The sequence below is a fragment of the Thiobacter sp. AK1 genome (genome assembly GCF_039822265.1).
In the GTDB taxonomy this organism is placed as follows: Bacteria; Pseudomonadota; Gammaproteobacteria; order Burkholderiales; family Thiobacteraceae; genus Thiobacter; species Thiobacter aerophilum.
In genome coordinates this window covers 200,708-221,942 of the sequence record NZ_JBAJEX010000004.1, presented here as the reverse complement: position 1 = coordinate 221,942, position 21,235 = coordinate 200,708, and the positions used below count along the sequence as shown (strand labels likewise).

General features: G+C 63.5%; 23 protein-coding genes. 15 read left to right on the top strand and 8 right to left on the bottom strand.

Going from position 1 to position 21,235, the window contains the following annotated elements; genetic code table 11:
- Window positions 1-946: 946 nt before the first annotated feature.
- The 6 genes from ntrC to V6E02_RS07325 all read right to left on the bottom strand — a co-directional run bounded on the left by ntrC (window position 947) and on the right by V6E02_RS07325 (window position 7,357).
- The gene (gene ntrC / locus V6E02_RS07350; RefSeq protein WP_347308132.1) at window positions 947-2,365 is read right to left on the bottom strand and encodes a nitrogen regulation protein NR(I); all 1,419 of its coding nucleotides are present in this window, start codon (window positions 2,363-2,365) and stop codon (window positions 947-949) included.
- Between the two features lies 1 nt (window position 2,366).
- Entirely contained in the window at window positions 2,367-3,443 is a 1,077-nt protein-coding gene (glnL, locus tag V6E02_RS07345; RefSeq protein WP_347308131.1) for a nitrogen regulation protein NR(II), read from the bottom strand.
- A gap of 46 nt (window positions 3,444-3,489) precedes the next feature.
- Entirely contained in the window at window positions 3,490-3,939 is a 450-nt protein-coding gene (locus V6E02_RS07340; protein ID WP_347308130.1) for a DUF4124 domain-containing protein, read from the bottom strand.
- On the bottom strand, window positions 3,936-4,439 hold the full coding sequence (locus V6E02_RS07335) for a DUF4124 domain-containing protein (protein WP_347308129.1): 504 nt from the start codon (window positions 4,437-4,439) through the stop codon (window positions 3,936-3,938). The genes V6E02_RS07340 and V6E02_RS07335 overlap by 4 nt, the downstream gene beginning before the upstream one ends.
- Before the next feature lie 166 nt (window positions 4,440-4,605).
- Complete coding sequence (gene glnA / locus V6E02_RS07330; RefSeq protein ID WP_347308128.1) at window positions 4,606-6,015, bottom strand: glutamate--ammonia ligase; 1,410 nt, start codon at window positions 6,013-6,015, stop codon at window positions 4,606-4,608.
- Between the two features lie 163 nt (window positions 6,016-6,178).
- Entirely contained in the window at window positions 6,179-7,357 is a 1,179-nt protein-coding gene (locus tag V6E02_RS07325) for a cation diffusion facilitator family transporter (RefSeq protein ID WP_347308127.1), read from the bottom strand.
- Window positions 7,358-7,421: 64 nt separating this feature from the next.
- On the opposite strand from V6E02_RS07325, the gene V6E02_RS07320 reads away from it, so the two are divergent.
- The 3 genes from V6E02_RS07320 (at window position 7,422) to mtgA (ending at window position 9,793) form a co-directional block, all read left to right on the top strand.
- Window positions 7,422-7,871, top strand: coding sequence for a rhodanese-like domain-containing protein (locus V6E02_RS07320; RefSeq protein WP_347308126.1), 450 nt, complete (start codon window positions 7,422-7,424; stop codon window positions 7,869-7,871).
- Window positions 7,872-8,276: 405 nt separating this feature from the next.
- Window positions 8,277-9,080 (top strand): shikimate dehydrogenase, encoded by an 804-nt coding sequence (gene aroE, locus V6E02_RS07315; RefSeq protein WP_347308125.1) that lies wholly within the window; start codon window positions 8,277-8,279, stop codon window positions 9,078-9,080.
- An 8-nt stretch (window positions 9,081-9,088) separates the two neighbouring features.
- Complete coding sequence (gene mtgA, locus V6E02_RS07310; protein ID WP_347308124.1) at window positions 9,089-9,793, top strand: monofunctional biosynthetic peptidoglycan transglycosylase; 705 nt, start codon at window positions 9,089-9,091, stop codon at window positions 9,791-9,793.
- Between the two features lie 185 nt (window positions 9,794-9,978).
- Here mtgA and V6E02_RS07305 read toward each other — a convergent pair whose 3' ends face one another.
- Window positions 9,979-10,170: a hypothetical protein gene (locus tag V6E02_RS07305; RefSeq protein WP_347308123.1), complete on the bottom strand. Its 192-nt coding sequence runs from the start codon at window positions 10,168-10,170 to the stop codon at window positions 9,979-9,981.
- A 4-nt stretch (window positions 10,171-10,174) separates the two neighbouring features.
- Window positions 10,175-10,861: a ComFC family protein gene (locus V6E02_RS07300; RefSeq protein WP_347308122.1), complete on the bottom strand. Its 687-nt coding sequence runs from the start codon at window positions 10,859-10,861 to the stop codon at window positions 10,175-10,177.
- A gap of 99 nt (window positions 10,862-10,960) precedes the next feature.
- Between V6E02_RS07300 and V6E02_RS07295 the strand changes: the two genes are divergently transcribed.
- The 12 genes from V6E02_RS07295 (at window position 10,961) to V6E02_RS07240 (ending at window position 21,177) form a co-directional block, all read left to right on the top strand.
- On the top strand, window positions 10,961-11,347 hold the full coding sequence (locus V6E02_RS07295) for a hypothetical protein (RefSeq protein ID WP_347308121.1): 387 nt from the start codon (window positions 10,961-10,963) through the stop codon (window positions 11,345-11,347).
- On the top strand, window positions 11,340-12,317 hold the full coding sequence (gene bioB, locus V6E02_RS07290; protein WP_347308120.1) for a biotin synthase BioB: 978 nt from the start codon (window positions 11,340-11,342) through the stop codon (window positions 12,315-12,317). Before V6E02_RS07295 ends, bioB begins: the two co-directional genes overlap by 8 nt.
- Before the next feature lie 88 nt (window positions 12,318-12,405).
- Window positions 12,406-13,566 carry an 8-amino-7-oxononanoate synthase gene (bioF, locus tag V6E02_RS07285; RefSeq protein ID WP_347308119.1) on the top strand — a complete coding sequence of 387 codons (1,161 nt, stop codon included), beginning with the start codon at window positions 12,406-12,408 and terminating at the stop codon, window positions 13,564-13,566.
- Between the two features lie 7 nt (window positions 13,567-13,573).
- Window positions 13,574-14,347, top strand: coding sequence for a pimeloyl-ACP methyl ester esterase BioH (gene bioH, locus V6E02_RS07280; RefSeq protein ID WP_347308118.1), 774 nt, complete (start codon window positions 13,574-13,576; stop codon window positions 14,345-14,347).
- Window positions 14,340-15,236, top strand: a complete 897-nt coding sequence (bioC, locus tag V6E02_RS07275) for a malonyl-ACP O-methyltransferase BioC (RefSeq protein ID WP_347308117.1) — start codon at window positions 14,340-14,342, stop codon at window positions 15,234-15,236. Before bioH ends, bioC begins: the two co-directional genes overlap by 8 nt.
- On the top strand, window positions 15,233-15,904 hold the full coding sequence (bioD, locus tag V6E02_RS07270) for a dethiobiotin synthase (protein WP_347308116.1): 672 nt from the start codon (window positions 15,233-15,235) through the stop codon (window positions 15,902-15,904). The genes bioC and bioD overlap by 4 nt, the downstream gene beginning before the upstream one ends.
- 249 nt (window positions 15,905-16,153) lie before the next feature.
- On the top strand, window positions 16,154-16,576 hold the full coding sequence (locus V6E02_RS07265; protein WP_347308115.1) for a DUF2244 domain-containing protein: 423 nt from the start codon (window positions 16,154-16,156) through the stop codon (window positions 16,574-16,576).
- A gap of 27 nt (window positions 16,577-16,603) precedes the next feature.
- Window positions 16,604-17,737, top strand: a complete 1,134-nt coding sequence (gene coxB / locus V6E02_RS07260; RefSeq protein ID WP_430626779.1) for a cytochrome c oxidase subunit II — start codon at window positions 16,604-16,606, stop codon at window positions 17,735-17,737.
- 17 nt (window positions 17,738-17,754) lie between these two features.
- Window positions 17,755-19,329 (top strand): cytochrome c oxidase subunit I, encoded by a 1,575-nt coding sequence (gene ctaD / locus V6E02_RS07255; protein WP_347308114.1) that lies wholly within the window; start codon window positions 17,755-17,757, stop codon window positions 19,327-19,329.
- Between the two features lie 137 nt (window positions 19,330-19,466).
- Window positions 19,467-20,027 carry a cytochrome c oxidase assembly protein gene (locus V6E02_RS07250; protein ID WP_347308113.1) on the top strand — a complete coding sequence of 187 codons (561 nt, stop codon included), beginning with the start codon at window positions 19,467-19,469 and terminating at the stop codon, window positions 20,025-20,027.
- The gene (locus V6E02_RS07245) at window positions 20,024-20,233 is read left to right on the top strand and encodes a DUF2970 domain-containing protein (RefSeq protein ID WP_347308112.1); all 210 of its coding nucleotides are present in this window, start codon (window positions 20,024-20,026) and stop codon (window positions 20,231-20,233) included. The genes V6E02_RS07250 and V6E02_RS07245 overlap by 4 nt, the downstream gene beginning before the upstream one ends.
- A gap of 53 nt (window positions 20,234-20,286) precedes the next feature.
- On the top strand, window positions 20,287-21,177 hold the full coding sequence (locus tag V6E02_RS07240) for a cytochrome c oxidase subunit 3 (protein WP_347308111.1): 891 nt from the start codon (window positions 20,287-20,289) through the stop codon (window positions 21,175-21,177).
- Window positions 21,178-21,235 lie beyond the last annotated feature (58 nt).

The window sequence follows — 21,235 nt, the reverse complement described above, 5'->3', positions numbered from 1 at the left end:
CGGTGTACTCCTGCTTCGGTATCTTGAACATCTTCGTCCTCCGTTTCGTCTATCCTAACCCCCCACGCTTGGAAGACGAAATTTCGGGGGAAGGTCAATTGGCTCGCGGGCGGCATACGCTGCCTCCAAGGGGTTTGCTTCGACTCGCATCGCCATGGTGGATATACTCCTTTCTCGATGTCATGGCGCCAGAATTCCCGCCCCACCGCCCTGCCGGAACAGCGGAACGGAATTTACAGAAAGATACACAACTAGTCCACTACTTGTATGTAGAGAGCAAATAAACTGTCCGGACTTGTAGCACGATGGTTGTCCGGTTTTATTGGGTACCGAGGAGGTGCCTGATGAGACGGACGGAAGTGTTGCAGGAGATACGGAAGATGCGATTTGAAGAAGCGTATGGGGCTGGCGGTCTGCGGCTGGCGGGGTCAGGCCTTTACCTTATAGTGTGCTGCTCTCGCGTCCCCCTGACCTTTCCATTGCGATCCGCCAGACTCTTGTGCCAGTGCATCTCTTACCCTCACCCACCTGGGCGATCCCGGGACGCTTTCCGCGGGGCGCGACCTTGCCATCGCTGCCGGCGGCACCGTCACCAACCGCACCCGTGTGCTGACTGGCGCCTCACCGGCGATACCGGGCGGCCCGGCCGCCTGTGCGACGCCCAAGGGAATTGTCTCGACAACCAATCCGGTGTGAGCGTGGGTGTGAATGGAGACCAGTTCAAGTTGGCAGGCGGCCTAATCGACCTGGAAACAATAGGCGGTAAAGCTAACTAACAGAAGCTTGCTGCCGGAAGCGATGACAGGCCGTTGAGCAAGGTGGCGAGGATGGCCAGATGCAAGGCGCGCAGCGTTTGGCGAGCGGGACATATCGACAAGTAGACAGACGAGAAAGCGAATAGCGCGCAAAAGCGCAAGGCCCCGCGCAGTAGCATTTCAACGGTCTATTAGTCAGCCGTCTTTCCCTCGAGTTTTTCGTCGATGCCCAGTTCCTGTAGTTTCCGGGTGAGGGTGTTGCGGCCGATGCCCAAAAGATGGGCTGCTTCGATGCGGCGGCCGCCGGTGTGGTCCAGCGCTTTTAGCAGGCAGGCTTTTTCGAAGCGGGTGACGAGATTGTCCATAATGCCCGTCTCGCCGCGGTTGAGCAGGGATTCCACTTCGCGTTCCAGCGCTGCGATCCAGTCTTGGCCGGTGGCGCCAGGTGTCTCGCTCCTCAGCTCGGGCGGTAGATCGGCGACTTCGATGTTCTGTCCAGGCGCCATCACCGTGAGCCAGTGGCAGACGTTCTCCAGCTGCCGCACGTTGCCGGTCCAGTCCAGGGACTGCAGGTATTTCATCGCCGCATCGGAAACTTTCTTTGCTTCGACGCCGAGCTCGCGCGCACTTTTCACCAGGAAGTGGCGCGCCAGGAGCGGGATGTCTTCGCGCCGTTCACGCAGGGGCGGTAGCCGCAGGCGGATGACATTGAGGCGGTGAAACAGGTCCTCCCGGAACAAGCCTTGTTTGACGCGCTCTTCCAGATTTTGGTGGGTCGCGGCGATCACCCGCACGTTCACCTTGATGGGCTGGTGGCCACCTACACGGTAGAACTGGCCGTCGGAGAGCACACGCAGAAGCCGGGTCTGCAGCTCGGCTGGCATATCGCCGATTTCGTCCAGGAACAGGGTGCCGCCATCGGCTTGTTCGAACCGGCCCCGGCGCAGGGTGTGCGCCCCGGTGAAGGCGCCCCGTTCGTGGCCGAACAGCTCCGATTCGAGTAAATCGCGCGGAATCGCTGCCATGTTGAGGGCGATGAAGGGCTGGTCGCGGCGGGGACTGTGGCGGTAGAGCGCCCGCGCCACCAGTTCCTTGCCGGTGCCGGACTCGCCGGTAATGAGTACGGTGGCGTGGGACAGGGCGAGCCGGCCGATGGCACGGAAGACTTCTTGCATGGCCGGTGCTTGGCCGAGGATTTCTGGGGTGGCTTGCTCAGGCGCAGCGCCCTGGGCGCTTGCACGGCTTTCTTCCAGCGCGCGGCGGATCAGTTCCACCGCCTGGTCCACGTCGAAGGGCTTGGGCAGGTATTCGAAAGCGCCGCCCTGGAATGCGGCCACTGCGCTATCCAGGTCCGAATAGGCGGTCATGATGATCACCGGCAAGTTTGGGTGACGGGCCTTGATCGCCTGCAGCAGATCCAGGCCGGAGCCGCCAGGCATGCGAATGTCGGTGACCACCACCTCGGGCGTGGCGCGTTTGAGCGCGGCCAGGGCGCTTTCTGCGCTCTCGAAGGCGTGGTGGGCGATGTGTTCCCGTGCCAGGGCCTTTTCCAGCACCCAGCGGATGGAACGGTCGTCGTCGATGATCCAGACGGAATTCTGGTCTGTCATGCTAGTGGGCCTGCTCCGGATGAACGTAGGGCAGAAGCACCGTGAAACAAGTGCGGCCGGGACGACTGTCACAGTCGATGAGGCCCTGATGCTGGGCGACAAAGGTCTGAGCGATGGTCAGTCCCAGGCCGGAGCCGTCCCCTTTGGTGCTCACCAGGGGGTAGAAAATTTTCTCCCGCAGCTCTTCCGGAATGCCCGGACCGTTGTCGATGATCTTGAGCTCCATCGCCAGCCGGAAGGCGCGTTTGCCGATGTGTACGCGGCGGGCCACGCGGGTACGGAACACGATCTCGCCCTCGATTTGCGCTGCTTCGAGCGCCTGCACCGCATTTCGCGCGATGTTGAGCACCACCTGGATCAACTGTTCCGGATCGGCCAAAAGCTCCGGTAGGCTCAAGTCGTAATCGCGTCGGATGGAAACGCCCACTGGCCGTTGTGCGAGGATGATGCTGCGTACCCGCTCCAACACTTCGTGGATGTTCACCATCGTGAAATGGGGTGCCCGGTTGGGGGCCAGCATCCGGTCCATCAGGGATTGCAGCCGGTCCGATTCCTTGATGATCACCTGGGTGTATTCGCGCAGGCCGGCGCGCGGCAGTTCGTGTTCCAGCAGCTGCGCCGCACCGCGGATGCCACCGAGCGGATTGCGGATTTCGTGCGTCAGGTTGCGCAGCAGTTCGCGATTGAATTCCTGCTGCAGGTAGAGGCGCTCCTCACGGGCGATCTTGAGATGCTGATCCAGGGGCTGAAATTCCAGCAGCAGGGCGTTTGCCGGCTGGGCCAGCGGCGTGATGATGCAGTTGACGCGGTAGCGATTAGCGAGGGTGGCCAGGGTAAGCTCGTGTTCAGTAAAGCTCACGCCTTCGGTGAGTGCGATTTCCATGGCACTCACCAGGCCACCCGTCTCCACGAATGCCTGGCTGAGGGGCTGCCCGCGGACGGTGCGCAGGCTCAATTCGAACAGATTTTCTGCCGCCGGGTTCAGGTACTGGATGCTAAGCTCACCGTCTAGCAGCATCACGGCGGTGGCGAGCTGTTCGAGTCCCACGGGAAAGGAGGGTGGAGCCGGCACGGTCATGGTGCAGTGGAACGAAGCAATAAGCGGACCAGCAAGGCCCGGCGCTTCAACGAGCCAGCCCCAGCTCCCGGCGCAGGGCGGCGATGTTGCGTTCGTGCAGCGCCACGGCTTCACGCAGCCGCTTGAGCCGCTCCTGAGTCTTCTGGGGATTGCCCGCCTCCTCTGGCAGGTGTGCGGCTTCGCCTTCCTGCAGGGCGCGGCGCGCCTCGGCGAGGGCCCGCTGCTCGCTGGCCAGTTCGTCTTCCAGGATCTGGCGGCGCAGGTCGTCCCGTTGACGCTGGGTTTTGGCGTCCACTTTGGGGAAGTTGCCGGGGCCAGCGTGATTGCGGTTCCGCGCCGGGGCCTCTGCGCCGCCGATATCCAGCTTGATGGCCCCTTTGCGGGGAATGTTGGTGTAGGTGACCCGGCCGTTTTCGTCCACGAACTTGTAGATCTCTGCCGGTGCGGGCCAGGCCGCGACCATGCAAAGCGCGAAGAATAGGAAGCGTTCCTTCATCGCGGCCGCGCCTCCGGCACGCTGGCCGGCGGTGCCAGGGTCTGGCCACGGCCTTCCAGGTCGGCGAGCTGGGCCTTGAGGTCATCCAGTTCCTTCTGGCGCCGGTCCACTTCTTCCTGCAAGCGTTTCATTTTTTCTTCGTAGGCGGCCACGTTGCGGCCCCGCGTGCCATCACGGCGCACGAACACTTCCGGCTTCTCCGCCCCCTCCTGATAGGCCCTCTTGGCCTCGGCCAAGGCCTGCTCCGCCGCGGCGATGCGCTTAGCCAGGGCCTCTTTCTGCTGCTCGCGCTCGTCCACGCCGAGGGCACGCGCAGGCTTTGGTTCCAGCTTGGGCGCCGGCACGGTGGAGATTTCCGGCAACTCCACCTTTTGGCCGCCCTTGATGGGCTTGTTGGAGTAGGTCACGTGACCGCGTTCGTCCACGTACTTGTAGATATCGGCGCGCGCAGGCAGTGCGGCAACCAGGAGCAGGGCGAGCAGCAAGTAGGGTTGCGACATGGAACACTCCCCGAAAACGGCAATCCAGTGTATGACAGGTGCGTGGGCCTTGCAACGCAACGACCCGATGATGGAAGTAAATGAAAAGGGCGGGACTCAAGCCCGCCCTCGGATGCTGTAACCGGGAAAAGGTTGCCTCGCCCCACGCGAGGGAGCAAGGCCAGGTTTACAGCGAATAGTACATGTCGAACTCAATGGGATGAGTCGTCATCCGCAGACGGGTGACGTCTTCCATTTTGAGTTCGATATAGGCATCGATGAAGTCGTTGCTGAATACGCCACCGCGGGTGAGGAACTCGCGGTCCTTGTCCAGCGCTTCCAGGGCCTGATCCAGGCTATGGCAGACAGTGGGGATCTTGGCCGCTTCTTCCGGTGGCAGGTCGTAGAGATTTTTGTCCGCCGGCTCACCCGGATGGATCTTGTTCTGGATGCCGTCCAGACCCGCCATCATCATGGCCGCGAAGGCGAGATAGGGATTGGCGGTAGGATCGGGGAAGCGCACTTCGATACGTCGCGCCTTGGGGCTTACCACGTGCGGGATGCGAATGGAGGCAGAACGGTTGCGAGCGGAATAGGCCAGCATCACGGGTGCTTCGAAGCCGGGCACCAGGCGCTTGTAGGAGTTGGTGCCCGGGTTGGTGATGGCATTGAGCGCCCGGGCATGTTTGATGATGCCGCCGATGTAGTAGAGCGCCAGTTCGGACAGGCCGCTATAGCCGTTGCCGGCGAACAGGTTCTGGCCATCCTTCCACAGGGACTGGTGGCAATGCATGCCGGAGCCGTTGTCGCCGACGATGGGTTTGGGCATGAAGGTTGCCGTCTTGCCGTACTGGTGGGCCACGTTGTGCACCACGTATTTGAGGATCTGGGTCCAGTCGGCGCGCTTGACCAAGGTGCTGAAACGGGTGCCGATCTCGCATTGGCCGGCGGTGGCCACCTCGTGGTGATGCACCTCCACTGGCACGCCCATTTCCTCCAGCGCGAGGCACATGGCAGAGCGGATATCCTGCAGGGAATCCACCGGCGGCACGGGGAAATACCCGCCCTTCACCTTGGGGCGGTGGCCCAGGTTGCCGGCCTCGGTCTGCTCGCCGGAGGACCAGGCGGCTTCCTCGGATTGGATCTTCACAGCGCAGCCCGACATGTCGTCATGCCAAGTCACGGAGTCGAAAATGAAGAACTCGGGCTCGGGACCGAAATAGGCGGTATCGGCGATGCCGGTGGACTTGAGATAGGCTTCGGCGCGCTTGGCGATGGAACGCGGGTCGCGGTCGTAACCCTTCATGTCCGACGGTTCGATCACGTCGCAGGTGAGGATGAGCGTGGGCTCTTCCATGAAGGGATCCATGTTGGCGGTATCCGGGTCGGGCATGAGTATCATGTCGGAAGCCTGGATGCCTTTCCAGCCGGCGATGGATGAGCCATCGAAGGGATGGCCCGACTCGAACTTATCCTCGTCGAAGGCAGACACCGGCACGGAGACGTGCTGCTCCTTGCCGCGGGTATCGGTGAAGCGTAGGTCAACGAAGCGCACTTCGTTGTCCTTGATCATTTTCATGACATCGGCGACCGCCATGGGTTTCTCCTCAAAGCAAATGGAAAGGAAAGGGGATTTTCAGGCTTCGCCTGCTAAAGCAGGAAGCATGCCAAACAGGAAAAGCGAAAAAAACCATTGTGCCACAAAGTGGTATCTCCCATGTGTCTGGGGTTACGCACCAGCATGGTGCGTAACCCTTCTTTCATGCACCAATTTGAGGATAATCCGCATGTACGCGGATGGCGCGGAACAGGGGATCCTGCGTCTTGAGCGTCTGGATGCGGGATCTTAGGGCTTCTATTCGCGCGGGGTCGGCGCAGAGGTTTTCAGGCAGCAGGATTTCTACTTCCACCTGCCCGTCCAGGTAATGAAACTGCACCCGTTGCGGTTCGGGCAAGGTTTCGCCCAAGGCGGCGCGCAGGCGGGCGAGCAACGCTTCCCGGGGCGGCAGGTGGGCCGAGGGCTTGACGAGGGCATCGTCCTCCGGGTCCACGTGCACCATCACATCCAAGACGTCGTGGTGTTCCAGCACCCGCTTGCGCGCCCGCTCGGCGATGTGGTGGCCTTCCGAGACGCTGATCCTTTCGTCCACCAGCACGTGGGCGTCAACCAGCGCCTGGTCGCCCATGCGCCGGGTGCGCAGCTCATGCAGGCCACGCACCCCCGGCGTGCCTTCTAGGGTGGCCCGGATGGCCGCAACCTCCTCCTCCGACAAGCCCGTGTCGATTAGTTCGGACAGGGCCTGGAAGGCCATTTTCCAGCCCATGCGAATGATGAGGAAGGCCACCAGCAAGGCTGCGACGAGATCGAGGAAGCGATAACCCAGCAGATTGCCAGAAATGCCCAGCACAACCAGCAGGGAGGAAGCCGCATCGGAGCGGGAATGCCAGGCATTGGCCACCAGCATCTGGGAGCGCAGGCGCCGCGCCACCACCATCATGTAGCGAAACAGCGCTTCTTTCCCGGCTAAGGTGATTAGGGCGATGTAGAGCGTGGCCACGTGCACCGGCTGAATCGCGGCGGGGTTCCCCAGCCGCACCCCTGCTCCCCAAAGGAGCGCCGCGCCCAGGCCCATGAGCATCGCGCCCAACGCCAGGGTGGCGGCTGTTTCGATGCGCGCATGACCGTATGGATGGTTGGCGTCGGCGCCGCGGCTGCCGTGGCGGTTGGCGAACAGCACCAAGAAATCCGAGAGCAGGTCGGAAGCTGAATGCAGGCCATCGGCCACCAGCGCCTGGGAACGGCCCAGATATCCCACGATGATCTGGAGCAAGGTGAGCAGCAGGTTGGCGGCCACGCTGACCCAGGTGACGCGCTGCGTGGCGCGATAGCGTTCCTCGGGCGTGATGTTGCGACTATCGGTGAAAGACGCGGGTGACATGGCGTAGGCGGCGGAAAATCTGACTTATACTCAAACTGGCTTGCGGCTGACAAGGAAAACGACGATGACCCTGAGCGAAATCCTGGCTCGGGCCCAGGAGCGGGCGCGGGCCGCCCACCTGCCCTATGAGGGAGCGCTCACCCCGGTGGAGGCTTGGCAGGTGTTGCGGCAGGCTCCCCGTGCCCGCCTGGTGGACGTGCGTAGCCGCGCGGAGTGGGATCTGGTGGGGACCATTCCCGGCGCGGTACAGATCGAGTGGCAGACCTACCCCGGCTGGCATGCCAATCCCTACTTTCTGCAGCAGCTTAAGCAGGCGGTGGACCAGGAATCTCTGGTCATGTTCATCTGCCGCAGCGGCAGCCGCTCCCACAAGGCAGCCGAGGCGGCCACCCGCCACGGTTGGCTCGACTGCTACAACGTTCTCGAGGGTTTCGAGGGTGACCGCGACCGGCTCACCCAGCAGCGCACGGTCAATGGCTGGAAGAAAGCGGGCCTGCCGTGGGTGCAGAGCTGAAGTTTTGCCCTCGGGGCGCCAGCCGCCCCCGTGCAACCCTGCTGCCCGGTAAGCCTACCCACGACTCCTCCTAAAGAACAGGCATTACGCTGCGTCGTTTTCCGCTAGTCATTGCCTGTTGGCCCGTCGGGTTTTAACGGCTGGTGACACGGGCTAAAATCAGCCCCTTCGCGCCTATCGAGAGGGACGCATAATGCGGAATGGGATTCCATCGTATCCGCGCAACTTTTCCGCACCACTGGGGACCTAGGCAAATGGCCATGCGAGGCCGTTCTTCCGGCCTGCGCGGGAACGACAGGCTACGTCCCGGCGTTGACCTTCGTACTCCCGATCGAGTGCCACTGCCGCCCAAGGGGCTTCAGTGTTCCTGTTCCATGGTATGACGACCCCCAGCCATCCCCACTGATGACCGACCGCTACGCCGTCTTCGGCAATCCCATTGCCCATAGCTTGTCTCCCCGTATCCACGCCGCCTTCGCCCGGCAAACGGGGCAGGACATGGTCTATGAGGCGCGGCTTGCGCCCCTTAATGGATTCATCGATGCCCTGGAGGCTTTCCGGGCCGAGGGCGGCAAGGGTGCCAACGTCACCGTCCCCTTCAAAGTGGACGCCTTTCACTATGCCCAGACGTTGAGCGAGCGTGCCCGCCTTGCCCAGGCGGTGAACACGCTCAAGTTCGAAGGCGAGCATATCCTGGGTGACAACACCGACGGTGCCGGCCTGGTGCGCGACATCACCGCCAACCTCGGGCTCGGGATCCGCGCAAAACACGTGCTGCTCCTGGGCGCAGGCGGCGCGGCGCGCGGCGTGATCCTGCCCCTGCTGCAAGAAGGTCCGGCACGGCTGTTCATCGCCAACCGCACGCCAGAAAAGGCCACGGCGCTGGCCGCCCAGTTCGGCGCCCTGGGCCCGGTCACAGGCGGCGGTTTCGACGCCATCACGGGCGCCTTCGACATCGTGATCAACGCCACTTCCACCGGCTTGAGCGATGAAATGCCGCCGCTGCCGGGGCGCGTCTTCGCGCCGGGCGCGCTCGCCTACGACATGATGTACGGCAAGGAAACGCCCTTCATGGCCTTCGCCCGGGCCCAGCGCGCGCGCGTGGTCGACGGCCTTGGCATGCTCGTGGAACAGGCCGCGGAATCCTTCTTCTGGTGGCGCGGCGTGCGCCCGGAAACGGCCCCGGTCATCGCTCAATTGCGCAAGTAGCGGGCACGATGCTGAAGGCGATCTGGCGCTGGCTGTGGCGCGGCCTGGCGGTGGCGCTGCTGGGGGTGCTGCTGCTGCAGGTGTGGTTCTTGCTCCACGTGTGGTGGTACGTGGACCACAATCCCAGCACCACTGCTTTCATGGAGCGGCGGCTGGCCGAGTTGCAGGCCAAGCTGGGCGAGGACGCCGAACTCAAGCATAAGTGGGTGCCCTACGATCAGATTTCGATCCACCTCAAGCGCGCGCTGATCGCGGCGGAGGATGCCAAGTTTCCGGCGCACGATGGCTTTGATTTCGAGGGCATCGAGAAGGCCCTGGAAAAGAATGAGAAGAAAGGGCGCGTGGTGGCGGGCGGCTCCACCATCAGTCAGCAACTCGCCAAGAACCTGTTCCTGTCCGGCGAGCGTTCCTACCTGCGCAAGGCCCAGGAAGCCGTCATCACGCTCATGCTGGAGAAGATGATGACCAAGCGCCGCATCCTGGAGATCTACCTGAACGTGATCGAGTGGGGCGAAGGCGTCTATGGGGCGGAGGCCGCCGCGCGCCATTATTTCCACACCAGCGCCGCGCGGCTCAACCCCTTCCAGGCGGCGCGCCTGGCGGCGATGGTGCCCCGCCCGCGCTATTTCGAGAAGCGCCCCAATTCCCCCTACCTGGCGCGCCAGACGGCACGCATCCTGGCACGCATGAACCAGGTGACGGTGCCGAAATAGCGCCGGCAGGGTCCGTCAGCGGCGATGCTGCGGCAGGAAGTTGACGGCCAGCGAGCGATACAGCGGCGTCGGGCAGACCAGCATGCGCCCCCCCATAGCAGGAGCCGCTTGCGCCAGCGGGCGGGCGACAGCCAGGCATGACGGGTGCGGCGCAGGAAACGTCTGGGCATGGCGGATTCGGTGCCTCAGGTCCGCGCGTCGTACACGGCCATGATGCTACGGAGCTCGGCGAGCACGGCTGCGCGCTCTTCGGCCCCGAGTTCCGCCGTTTCGGGGACTGCCTCCTGGGCGGCGAGTGCCCCCATGATCTCGCGCACGCGGGTGCAACCCAGCTCGCAGATGTGGGTGACGACCTGCTCCACACGCTGGTTGTCCACCTGGTTACTTTCGCGGTAGGGCGCGGGCCACGACCCACAGACTGATTTCCGCGGCGCCCGCGCGTTTGAGCGCCCGCGCCGCTTCCCGCAGGGTGGCGCCGCTGGTCATGACGTCATCCACCAGGGCCACGTGCAGACCGGCCACGGTCCTGGCACAGGCGAAGGCATCGCGCACGTTGCGACGGCGCTCCGGCAGAGAAAGCTGAGCCTGGGGGGCGGTGTCGCGGATACGCGAAAGACTCGTGGTGTCCAGGCGCACGCCCAGGCGATGCGCCAGCGGGCGGGCGATTTCCGTCGCCTGGTTGAAGCCCCGGGCGCGCGCACGCGCGGGAAACAGCGGCATGGGGATGATGAGGTCCGGGCGCGGCGCATGGGCCACAGCGCGCGCGAGCCACTCGGCGAGTATTGGTGCCAGGGCGAGCGCGCCTCGGTATTTAAGCGCCTGGATCAGCTCGTCGGCAGGGAATTCGTAGCGCAGGGCGGCGATGCAGCGGGTGTATGGCGGCGGCTCGCGCAGGCAGTCACCGCAGATGCGGTCTTCGCCCGGGCCCGCGCACACTGGGCAGCCACCGCTGGAAACCGGCAGGGCGGCGCCACAGCGGGGACACACCTGGCCTTGGGCGGTGGGCGCGCCGCACAGGACGCAGTCCGACTGCACAAGTTGTGAGCAGTTGTTCAAAAAGGATAGCATCGTGTTTGACAGCCGAGCCGGGATCATCGATCATCCGCCCTCTCCCAAAGATAGATCGATTCTAAGGCTCCCTGGGGCGGGCTGCCAGCCGCGACGTCCATGAAAATCAAAAAAGCCATCACCGCCGAGCAATGCCGCCTCGCGGCCCAGCTGTTCAATTTGGCCACCATCCTCGCTGTGTTGGTGCCCATCCTGCTCATGTTGTGGGTAGGGGCATCCATGTTCGTCTATGCCCAGAACGCCCATCATCCGGACGAGCGGGTGGCGCGCTACACACGGCGGGCGGGCTTCCGGTTCTACGGCGTGGCGGGGGCGATGGTGATTTTTGGACAGCCCATCGTCAACTGGCTAGGTGGCTTGTACGGCGTGCTGGCGGTCTGGGCCATCTTAGCCCTCACCCTGATTCCACCCGCCGTGTTGGACATCCTCAAGGCGCGCCGCGAGGACTGGCGCGACATCATTGTGGAGGTGCCGGTCAATGAGTGAAGTGGTAAGCCCCGTGCGTTGGACCGTAGAGGCGCTGGAGGCGCTGCTGGCAGCACCCTTCGCCGATCTGATCCATCGTGCCCAGAGCGTGCACCGGACGCATTTCGACCCCAATGTGGTGCAGCTTTCCACCCTGTTGTCCATCAAGACTGGCGGCTGTCCCGAGGACTGCGGCTATTGCCCCCAGTCCGTGCGGCACGCCACAGGCGTGCCCAACGAAGGGCTGATGGATCTCGAATCAGTGCTGGCGGCGGCGCGTGCCGCCAAGGCGAGCGGAGCGACCCGGTTTTGCATGGGCGCCGCCTGGCGCAGCCCCAAGGACCGGGATCTGGAACCGGTGCTGGAGATGGTGCGTCAAGTCAAGGCGCTGGGGCTTGAGACCTGCCTGACCGCAGGCATGCTGCGCGAGGGCCAGGCGGAAAAACTGCGCGCGGCGGGGCTGGATTACTACAACCACAATCTGGACACGGCGCCCGAGTTCTACGGTCGCGTCATCACCACCCGCGAGTATGCGGATCGGCTGGAAACCCTGGAACGGGTTCGGCGCGCGGGGCTCAATGTGTGCTGTGGCGGCATCGTCGGGATGGGAGAATCCCGCCGTGAGCGCGCAGGCCTCATCGCCCAGCTGGCGAATCTCGATCCGCAGCCAGAGTCGGTGCCCATCAACATGCTGGTGCAGGTGGAAGGAACCCCGCTTTATGGCACCGAGCCGCTGGACCCGCTGGAGTTCGTGCGCACCATCGCCGTGACCCGTATCGCGCTACCCAAGAGCTTCGTGCGTCTGTCCGCAGGGCGGGAGCAGATGTCGGAATCCACCCAGGCCTTGTGTTTCCTGGCGGGCGCAAATTCCATCTTCTACGGCGAGAAGCTCCTCACCACCGGCAACCCTACCGTCAGTCGCGATCTCGCCCTACTGGAGAAACTGGGCATGCGGCCCCTAGGCGAAGAAGGGCCGTTCGCGGGTGGGTGAGCGCGAAGGCGCGCAGCGCGCCGGGTGTAAAAGACACAGAGGGTTGCCCATGGGAACCGGTGGCATGGCTGCCTAGGGCGAGCGCGTCATGACCTTTGCTGAGCTCCACGCGGAACTGCAGAAGCTTAAAGCCCAGGGGCTCCTGCGCGAGCGGCGCATCCTGGAGAGTGCCCAGGGGGCGCATGTGCGGGTAGATGGCCGCGACTATCTCGCCTTTTGCAGCAACGATTACCTGGGGCTCGCTTCTCATCCCGCGCTGATTGACGCGACCTGTCGCGGCGCGGCTCAGTATGGCGTGGGAGCGGGCGCCTCCCATCTCATCGTGGGCCACTCCGAAGCGCATCACAAGCTGGAAGGGGCGCTTGCGCAATTTCTCGGCCTGCCGAAGGCGCTGTTGTTTTCCACCGGCTACATGGCCAACCTGGGCATCGTCTCCGCATTGGCTGCGCGCAACGACGTGGTGCTGGCCGACAAACTCAATCATGCCTCCCTCAACGATGCCGCCTTGCTCTGCCGCGCCCAGTTTCTGCGCTACACGCATCTTGATCTCAAACAGCTCGAGCGAGCCCTGGCCGCGGCGCGGGGAAGACGCAAGCTGGTGGTGACCGATGCGGTGTTCAGCATGGACGGCGACATCGCGCCGGTGCCCGAACTGCTTGCCCTGTGCGAGCGTTACGATGCCTGGTTGATACTGGACGACGCGCATGGTTTCGGCGTGCTGGGAGAGGCGGGGAGGGGGGTGTTGGAGCATTTCGGTCTGAGTGATCCGCGCATCATCTACATGGCCACCCTGGGCAAGGCCGCGGGGGTGTTCGGCGCGTTCGTGGCCGGCGCCGAACCCCTGATCGAAGCGCTGATCCAGCGGGCGCGCACTTACATCTACACGACGGCCTTCCCTCCCCTGCTGGCTACCGCGCTCCTGGCCAGTCTGCACCTGTTTTCCGAGGAGGGCTGGCGGCGCGGCCGCTTACGCGAGCTCATCGCCTACTTCAAGACGCATCTCGGCACGGCACGTTGGCGCTTGCTGCCTTCGGACACACCCATCCAGCCGCTGGTGGTGGGGGACAACGAGACCGCGGTGCGGCTCGCCGAGGCCTTGCGTGCCCGCGGCATCTTGGTGCCGGCTATCCGTCCCCCCACGGTGCCCAAGGGCCAGGCCCGCCTGCGCATCTCCCTGTCGGCGGCCCACAGCAAGGAAGACGTGCGCCGTCTGTGCGAGGCGCTCAAGGACATAGAACGGACGCTCTAGGCTGCGCATGGGAAACCAGGGTCTGCATGTGGAACGCTGCGGTCACGGGCCGGACCTGGTGCTGCTCCATGGCTGGGGCCTGCACGGCGGCGTTTGGCAAGATCTGGCAGAAGCGCTCGCCCCGCGCTTTCGCCTGCACGTGCCGGATCTACCGGGGCATGGGGCGAGCGCATCCATTACACCCTACGACCTAGACGCCCTTGCTGCCGCGCTGGCGCAGGTGCTGCCCGCAGGCGCCCATGTTTGTGGCTGGTCCTTGGGAGGGCAGGTGGCCTTGCGCTTGGCGCAGCACTGGCCGGGGCACGTGGCGCGTCTCACGCTGATCGCCACCACCCCTTGTTTTCGCCGGCGGCCCGATTGGCCGCACGGCATGGACGAGGCCAGCCTCGCGGAATTCGCGCGCAATCTTGAGGCCGACTACGAAGGCACGCTCAAGCGTTTCCTCGCCCTCACCGCGCGCGCGGGCGAGGGCGCGCGCGGGGTGATCGCGCGCCTGCGCGCCAGCCTGTTCACGCGGGGCAGACCCGTGCCGGAAGCCCTGCGCGCCGGACTTGCCATTCTGCGTGAGGCCGATATGCGCGGCGAGCTGGCCCAGGTGATGCAGCCTGCGCTGGTGATCCACGGTAGCCACGATAACGTGACGCCGCCGGCGGCTGGCCGCTGGCTTGCGCAACACTTGCCCGACGGCCGCTTGCTGGAGGTGGCGGGCGCAGCCCATGCGCCGTTTCTTTCCCATCGCGCCCAGGTGGCGCAGGCAGTGGAAGCATTCTCTCATGGCTGACGAAGCGCTAAGGCTTGACAAACGTCTCGTGCGTCTGTCCTTCGAGCGTGCTGCGCAAAGCTACGACCAAGCGGCGGTGTTGCAGCGGGAGGTCGCGCAGCGCATGGCCCAGCGGCTTCCCTACGTGAAGCTCGTGCCGCGCCGCATCCTGGATGCGGGCGCGGGCACCGGCTTCGGCACACGGCTGCTCGCGCGGCGCTATCCCAAGGCGCATCTCATTGCCCTTGATCTCGCCTGGGCCATGCTCAAGGCCGCGCGTGCGGCGCAGCCGTGGTGGCAACGCCTGGCGGGGCCAGCGCGGCGCGCGCGCTATCTGTGCGGCGATCTGGAGCGGCTGCCGTTGGCGGCTTCCAGTGTCGATCTCGTCTGGTCCAACCTCACCCTGCAATGGTGCAATGCGCCGGAGCAGGCCTTCCGCGAATGCTACCGCGTGCTGGTGCCGGGGGGGCTGTTCATGTTCAGCACTTTCGGTCCAGATACTCTCAAGGAACTGCGGCAGGCCTTTGCCAGCGTGGATGGCTATACGCACGTGAATCGCTTCGTGGACATGCACGATTTGGGCGACCTGCTCACCTATGCGGGTTTCGCCGCGCCGGTGATGGACATGGAGATGATCACCCTCACCTATCTCGACCTGAAGCAACTGCTTTGCGAACTGAAGGCCCTTGGTGCCCACAACGTCACCTTCGGGCGCAATCACGGGCTCATGGGCAAACGACGCTGGCAGGCCATGGTGGAGGCTTACGAGAGCCTGCGCCGGGATGGCCGGCTGCCCGCCACCTTCGAGGTCGTCTATGGCCATGCCTGGGTGGGCGAGAGCAAGCGGCGCGAGGACGGACGGCAGGCGATCGCCCTGCAGATCGCGCGGCGGCAGGCGGGTCTGCGATGAGCCGAGGCGTGTTCGTCACGGGCACCGATACGGGCGTGGGCAAGACCCTGGTCGCCACGGCGCTGTTGCGGCGCGGTGTGCAGGCTGGACTCAAGTGCGTGGGCATGAAGCCGGTGGCGGCTGGCTGTGAGCGGGTGGGCGCCTCCTGCGTCTACCAAGACGTGGAGGCCCTCATTGCCGCTTCCAATGTGGTCGCACCGCGGGAAGCGATCAACCCATACCGCTTTCCGGAGCCGGTTGCCCCTCACCTGGCCGCGGCGGCAAGCGGCGTGTCCCTCGACATCGAGGTCATGGCTGATCGTTTCCGTGAGCTCGCCGCCCGCGCCGACTTGGTCGTGGTGGAGGGCGCGGGAGGTTTCCTGGTGCCCCTCGATGACGAGACGACCCTCGCCGATCTCGCCTTGCGCTTGGCATTGCCGGTGGTGTTGGTGGTGGGCATGCGCCTGGGGTGCCTCAACCACACCCTGCTCACCGCCGAGGCCATCGCCCGCCGTGGCCTGAGGCTGGCTGGCTGGGTGGCCAATCGTATCGATCCCCAGATGGCGCGGTTTGAGGAAAATCTCGCCACCTTGCGCGCGCGGCTTGCGCTACCCCTTCTGGGTGTGCTCCCGCCCTTTCCCAATCCCCCCGACCCTGCTGCAGTCGCTGCCCACCTGCGCCTGCCCTGAGGGCTGGCGTGTCGCCCCCACCGACAGATTTCATCAGCAATTCATAATTTGGTTACATTGTGAATTTAAATACCGGAAAGCAAAGGATTTTCTCCGGCTCTCCCCTTGCGGCAAAATGTCGCGGCGTGCTACCGTAGCGGGCAACGAAAAGGCGGGCGCAGAAATCCGCCGCATGCCCATGACAGAAGAAGGCAGCAGCCGAGGATGGAAGGCATACACGCAGCAACCGGGTCGGAATGTACCGTTTTGGTGCGACCCAATTGCTCCCTTTCGCCCGCCGGTCGGCGGGGCTTCCTCTTCCTCATCGCCATCGTGACCTTTGCCATCGCCCTGGCTTTTGCCTGGGCGGGTGCTTGGCTCGTGCTGCCTTTTGCCGGTCTGGAACTGGGGGTTTTGGTGTGGGCGTTTCGTGAATTGGACCGTCATGCGGCCGATTACGAAGTGATCAGCATCCGCGGCGACACGGTCGCGGTGGAACGCCGTGTCGGGAGTCGGGTGACACGCCACGAATTTAACCGCTATTGGGTCCGCCTAGTGCTTAAGCGGGACGCGGCTGGCGAGCTTGCCCTGTGTCTGCGCTCCCACGGTCGCGAAGTGGTGCTGGGACGCTGTCTGGCCGCGCAAGCGCGGGCGGCGCTGGCTCAGGAATTGCGGAACCATTTCAACAACTGACGACTACAACCATCGAGGGGGAAGGCAATGGCAAGCAAGTCGAGGGGGCGGGCGGTGAGCGCGCTCACCGCATTCATGACCTGGGGCGCGATGGCCGCGGCATGGGCGGCGGAATCGAAATTCAATCTGCCCACGCCGCAAAGCCAGGTGGCCCGAGAGATCTATGACCTGCACATGCTCATCTTGTGGGTGTGCGTGGGGATCTTCATCGTGGTCTTCGGCGCCATGTTCTATTCCATCTGGAAGCATCGCAAGTCCGTCGGGCATCAACCGGCCCATTTCCACGAGAACACCAAGCTGGAAGTGGTGTGGACCATCATTCCCTTCATGATCTTGGTGGGCATGGCCATTCCCTCCACCAAGACCATCCTCAACATGCGCGATGCCAGCAATTCGGACATGACCGTCAAGGTCACCGGCTACCAGTGGAAGTGGGAATACGAATATCCCGCCGAGGGTATTCGCTTCCTCTCCACCCTCTCCACGCCAAGGGATGAGATCGAGAACCGGGCCGCCAAGGGCGAGCACTATCTGCTCGAGGTGGACAATCCCCTCGTGGTGCCAGCGGGCAAGAAGGTGCGTCTGCTGCTCACCGCCAACGACGTGATCCACTCCTGGTGGGTGCCGGCTTTTGGCATCAAGCAGGATGCCATCCCGGGCTACGTCAAGGACGCCTGGTTCAAGGCCGACAACCCAGGCGTCTATCGCGGCGTGTGCGCCGAGCTGTGCGGCAAGGACCACGGCTTCATGCCCATCGTGGTGGAAGTGAAGACCCAGGAGGAGTACGACAAATGGGTCCTGGCCCAGAGGGCCGCCAAGGCCGCGGCCGTGGCCGATGCCAGCAAGACCTATACCCTAGACGAATTGAAAGCCAAGGGCGAAGCCGTCTACAAGACCCATTGCGCCGCCTGCCATCAGGCCGATGGCAAGGGACTGCCGCCAGCCTTTCCAGCCTTGGCCGGATCCAAGATCGCCACCGGCGACAAGGCGGCGCATCTTGACATCGTCATGAACGGCAAGGCCAATACGGCCATGGCCGCGTTCGGCAAACAGCTCTCCGATGTGGAGCTGGCGGCGGTCATCACCTACGAGCGCAATGCCTTCGGCAATGCCACGGGTGATGTGGTCCAGCCTGCCGACATCAAGGCTTTGCGCAAATAATCCGAGGAGGTCCAATAATGGAAGCGACACACACACACGAGTACGGTCACGCCCATCCCACGGGCCTGATGCGCTGGCTCACTACCACCAACCACAAGGATATAGGCACCCTCTATCTGTGGTTTTCCTTCATCATGCTGCTCACAGGTGGTGTGATGGCCCTGCTCATTCGCGCCGAGCTGTTCCAGCCGGGGTTGCAGATCGTTGAGCCAGAAGTGTTCAACAGCCTCACCACCCTGCACGGTCTGATCATGGTGTTCGGTGCGATCATGCCAGCCTTCGTGGGCTTCGCAAACTGGCAGGTGCCCATGATGATCGGCGCGCCCGACATGGCCTTTCCGCGCATGAACAACTGGTCCTTCTGGCTGCTGCCGGTAGCGGCAATCCTGCTCGTGAGCCAGTTCTTCGTGCCGGGTGGCGCGGTAGCCGGTGGCTGGACCATGTATGCGCCGCTGTTCCTGCAAGGTGGCATCGCCAATGACATGACCATCTTCGCGGTGCACATCCTGGGCATCTCTTCCATCATGGGAGCAATCAACATCATCACCACCATCCTCAACATGCGCGCTCCGGGCATGACCTTGATGAAAATGCCCCTGTTCGTGTGGACCTGGCTGATTACTGCCTACCTGCTGATCGCCGTGATGCCGGTGCTCGCCGGTGCCGTGACCATGCTGCTCACGGACCGCCACTTTGGCACTCATTTTTTCAATCCCGCGGGCGGCGGCGATCCGGTGATGTTCCAGCACATCTTCTGGTTCTTCGGTCATCCTGAGGTGTACATCATGATCCTGCCGGCGTTCGGCATCATCTCCCAGGTGATCCCAGCCTTTGCCCGCAAGCCGCTGTTTGGCTACGCATCCATGGTGTATGCCACGGCGTCCATCGCCATCCTCTCCTTCATCGTCTGGGCACATCACATGTTCACCGTGGGTATGCCCACCTCCGCCCAGCTCTTCTTCATGTACGCCACGATGCTGATTGCCGTGCCGACCGGCGTGAAGGTGTTCAACTGGGTGGCGACGATGTGGCGCGGCTCGATGACCTTCGAGACGCCCATGCTGTTCGCCTTGGGTTTCGTCGCCCTGTTCACCATCGGCGGCTTCACCGGTCTGGTGTGCGCCATCACGCCGGTGGACATCCAGATCCAAGACACCTACTACGTGGTGGCGCACTTCCACTACGTGCTAGTGTCCGGCGCATTGTTCGCCATCTTCGCGGGCGTGTACTTCTGGCTGCCCAAGTGGACGGGTCACATGTATGACGAGAAACTGGGCAAGCTCCATTTCTGGTTGTCGGCGATCTTCTTCAACATCACCTTCTTCCCCATGCACTTCCTGGGGCTGGCCGGCATGCAGCGGCGCGTGCCCGATTACAACCTGCAGTTCGCCGACTGGAACATGGTGTCTAGTATCGGCGCCTTCGGTTTCGGCTTATCGCAGCTTATCTTCCTGGTGGTGGTGCTGAAGGCCATCAAGGGGGGCGTCAAGGCCGAGGCCAAGCCCTGGGAGGGGGCGGATTCCCTGGAGTGGACGCACTTGCCCTCGCCCGCGCCTTACCACTCCTTTGAAACGCCGCCGGTGCTGAAGTAACACGCAGGGACGGCCCGTGATGGGCCGTCCCAGTGCCCACGGGAAAACAATGCCCCCCAGCGAGAAGAATAAATACCTCACCGCCGCCATCCTGGTGGCGCTGGTGGTCATCATTTTCCTGTGGACGCTACGGATGTATGGCTGAAGCGATGGATCGGCGCGAGCAAAACACAGTCCTCCTGCGCAAGCTGATCGTGGTCACGGTGGCCATGTTTGGCTTCGGCTTCGCCTTGGTGCCGTTTTATAAAAAGATCTGTGAGGTTACCGGACTCAGCCGGGAACGGATCGCCCCGAGCAACACCCAGGTGGATTTCGCGCGCACCGTGACCATCGAGTTCGATTCCAACGTGGGCACGGGCTTGCCCTGGCGCTTCGAGCCCCAGACGGTGAAGCTTGAAGTCCATCCGGGTGAGATGAAGCAGGTGTTCTATCGCGTGGTCAACACCACCGACCGCACCATCGTCGGTCAGGCCGTTCCGGCGTATGCCCCTGCGTACGCCGCCAGCTACTTCAAGAAAATCGAATGCTTCTGTTTTAGCGAGCAGACTCTCAAGCCTGGCGAGGAACGGCTGATGCCGGTTCAATTCGTGGTGCAAAACGATTTGCCCCGCAACGTGCACACCATCACCCTCTCCTATACCTTCTACGAGCGCGCCCCCAAGGCTGCGGTGGCAGGCGCCTCCGGGGAAGGCGCATGAATGGGCGAGACAAGCGGGGCTGGCTTGCGGCCGCCACGGCTGTCTTCTGGAGCTTTTTTGGCGTGCGGCGCCGCCACGATTATGAGTCGGATGCCGCCAAGCTCACCCCCGGCCAGGTGATTGCCATGGGGCTGGTGGCTGCGGCCTTGTTCATTGCGGCGTTGCTGGGTGTGGTGTGGCTGGTGACCCACCTCGCCGCGGGATGATGCAAGATTTGGAATGAGCCATTCTGGGTAACCAAAGCGAGGAGGAACGAAACATGAGTGAGCATCAAGGGGGAGGGTACTATCTGCCACAGCCTTCGGGCTGGCCCATCGTGGGTTCGGTGGCGCTGCTCTTGTTCGCATCCGGCATGGTGCTGTGGGCGAATCGGCTGCCAGGCGGCTGGCTGGTGCTGGCCGGCTTGGCGGTGCTGTTCTACATGATGTTCGGCTGGTTTGGTCGTGTCATCGAGGAATCCGAGTCTGGCAAGTACAACGAGCAGGTGGACCGCTCCTTCCGCTGGGGCATGACGTGGTTCATTTTTTCCGAAGTGATGTTCTTTGCCGCTTTCTTCGGCGCCTTGTTCTATCTGCGGGTGCTGGCGGTGCCCTGGCTGGGCTCGGGGGAAACGGGTGCGATGCTGTGGCCGGGCTACACGCCGAGTTGGCCGACCGCGGGCCCCTTGGGGCCGAGCCTGGCGGGTGTGGACACGGAGGTGCCGCCCGGTTCCAATCAGTTTGCGGCCATGGGGGCGTGGGGCATTCCTGCCCTCAATACCCTGATCCTGCTCACTTCGGGTCTTACCGTCACCATTGCCCACTGGGGGCTGAAGAAGAATAACCGCACCCAACTCGTGGTGTGGCTGTTCCTCACCATCTGCCTGGGCCTACTCTTCCTCGGGCTACAGTCTTATGAGTATGTCCATGCCTACACCAAGATGGGGCTCACACTGGGCGCGGGCGCCTATGGCGCGACCTTCTTCATGCTCACTGGTTTCCATGGGCTGCACGTGACCATCGGCACGGTGATGCTGACCGTGGTCTGGCTGCGGGCGCTGAAGGGCCACTTCACGCCGGAGCGCCACTTCGCTTTCGAAGCGGTGTCTTGGTATTGGCACTTTGTGGATGTGGTCTGGCTGCTTCTGTTCGTGTTCGTCTATGCGCTTTGAGCGCGCGGCCCCATAAACCAAAGGAGGCCTATAACCAGAACGATTAGGAGAAAGGGGA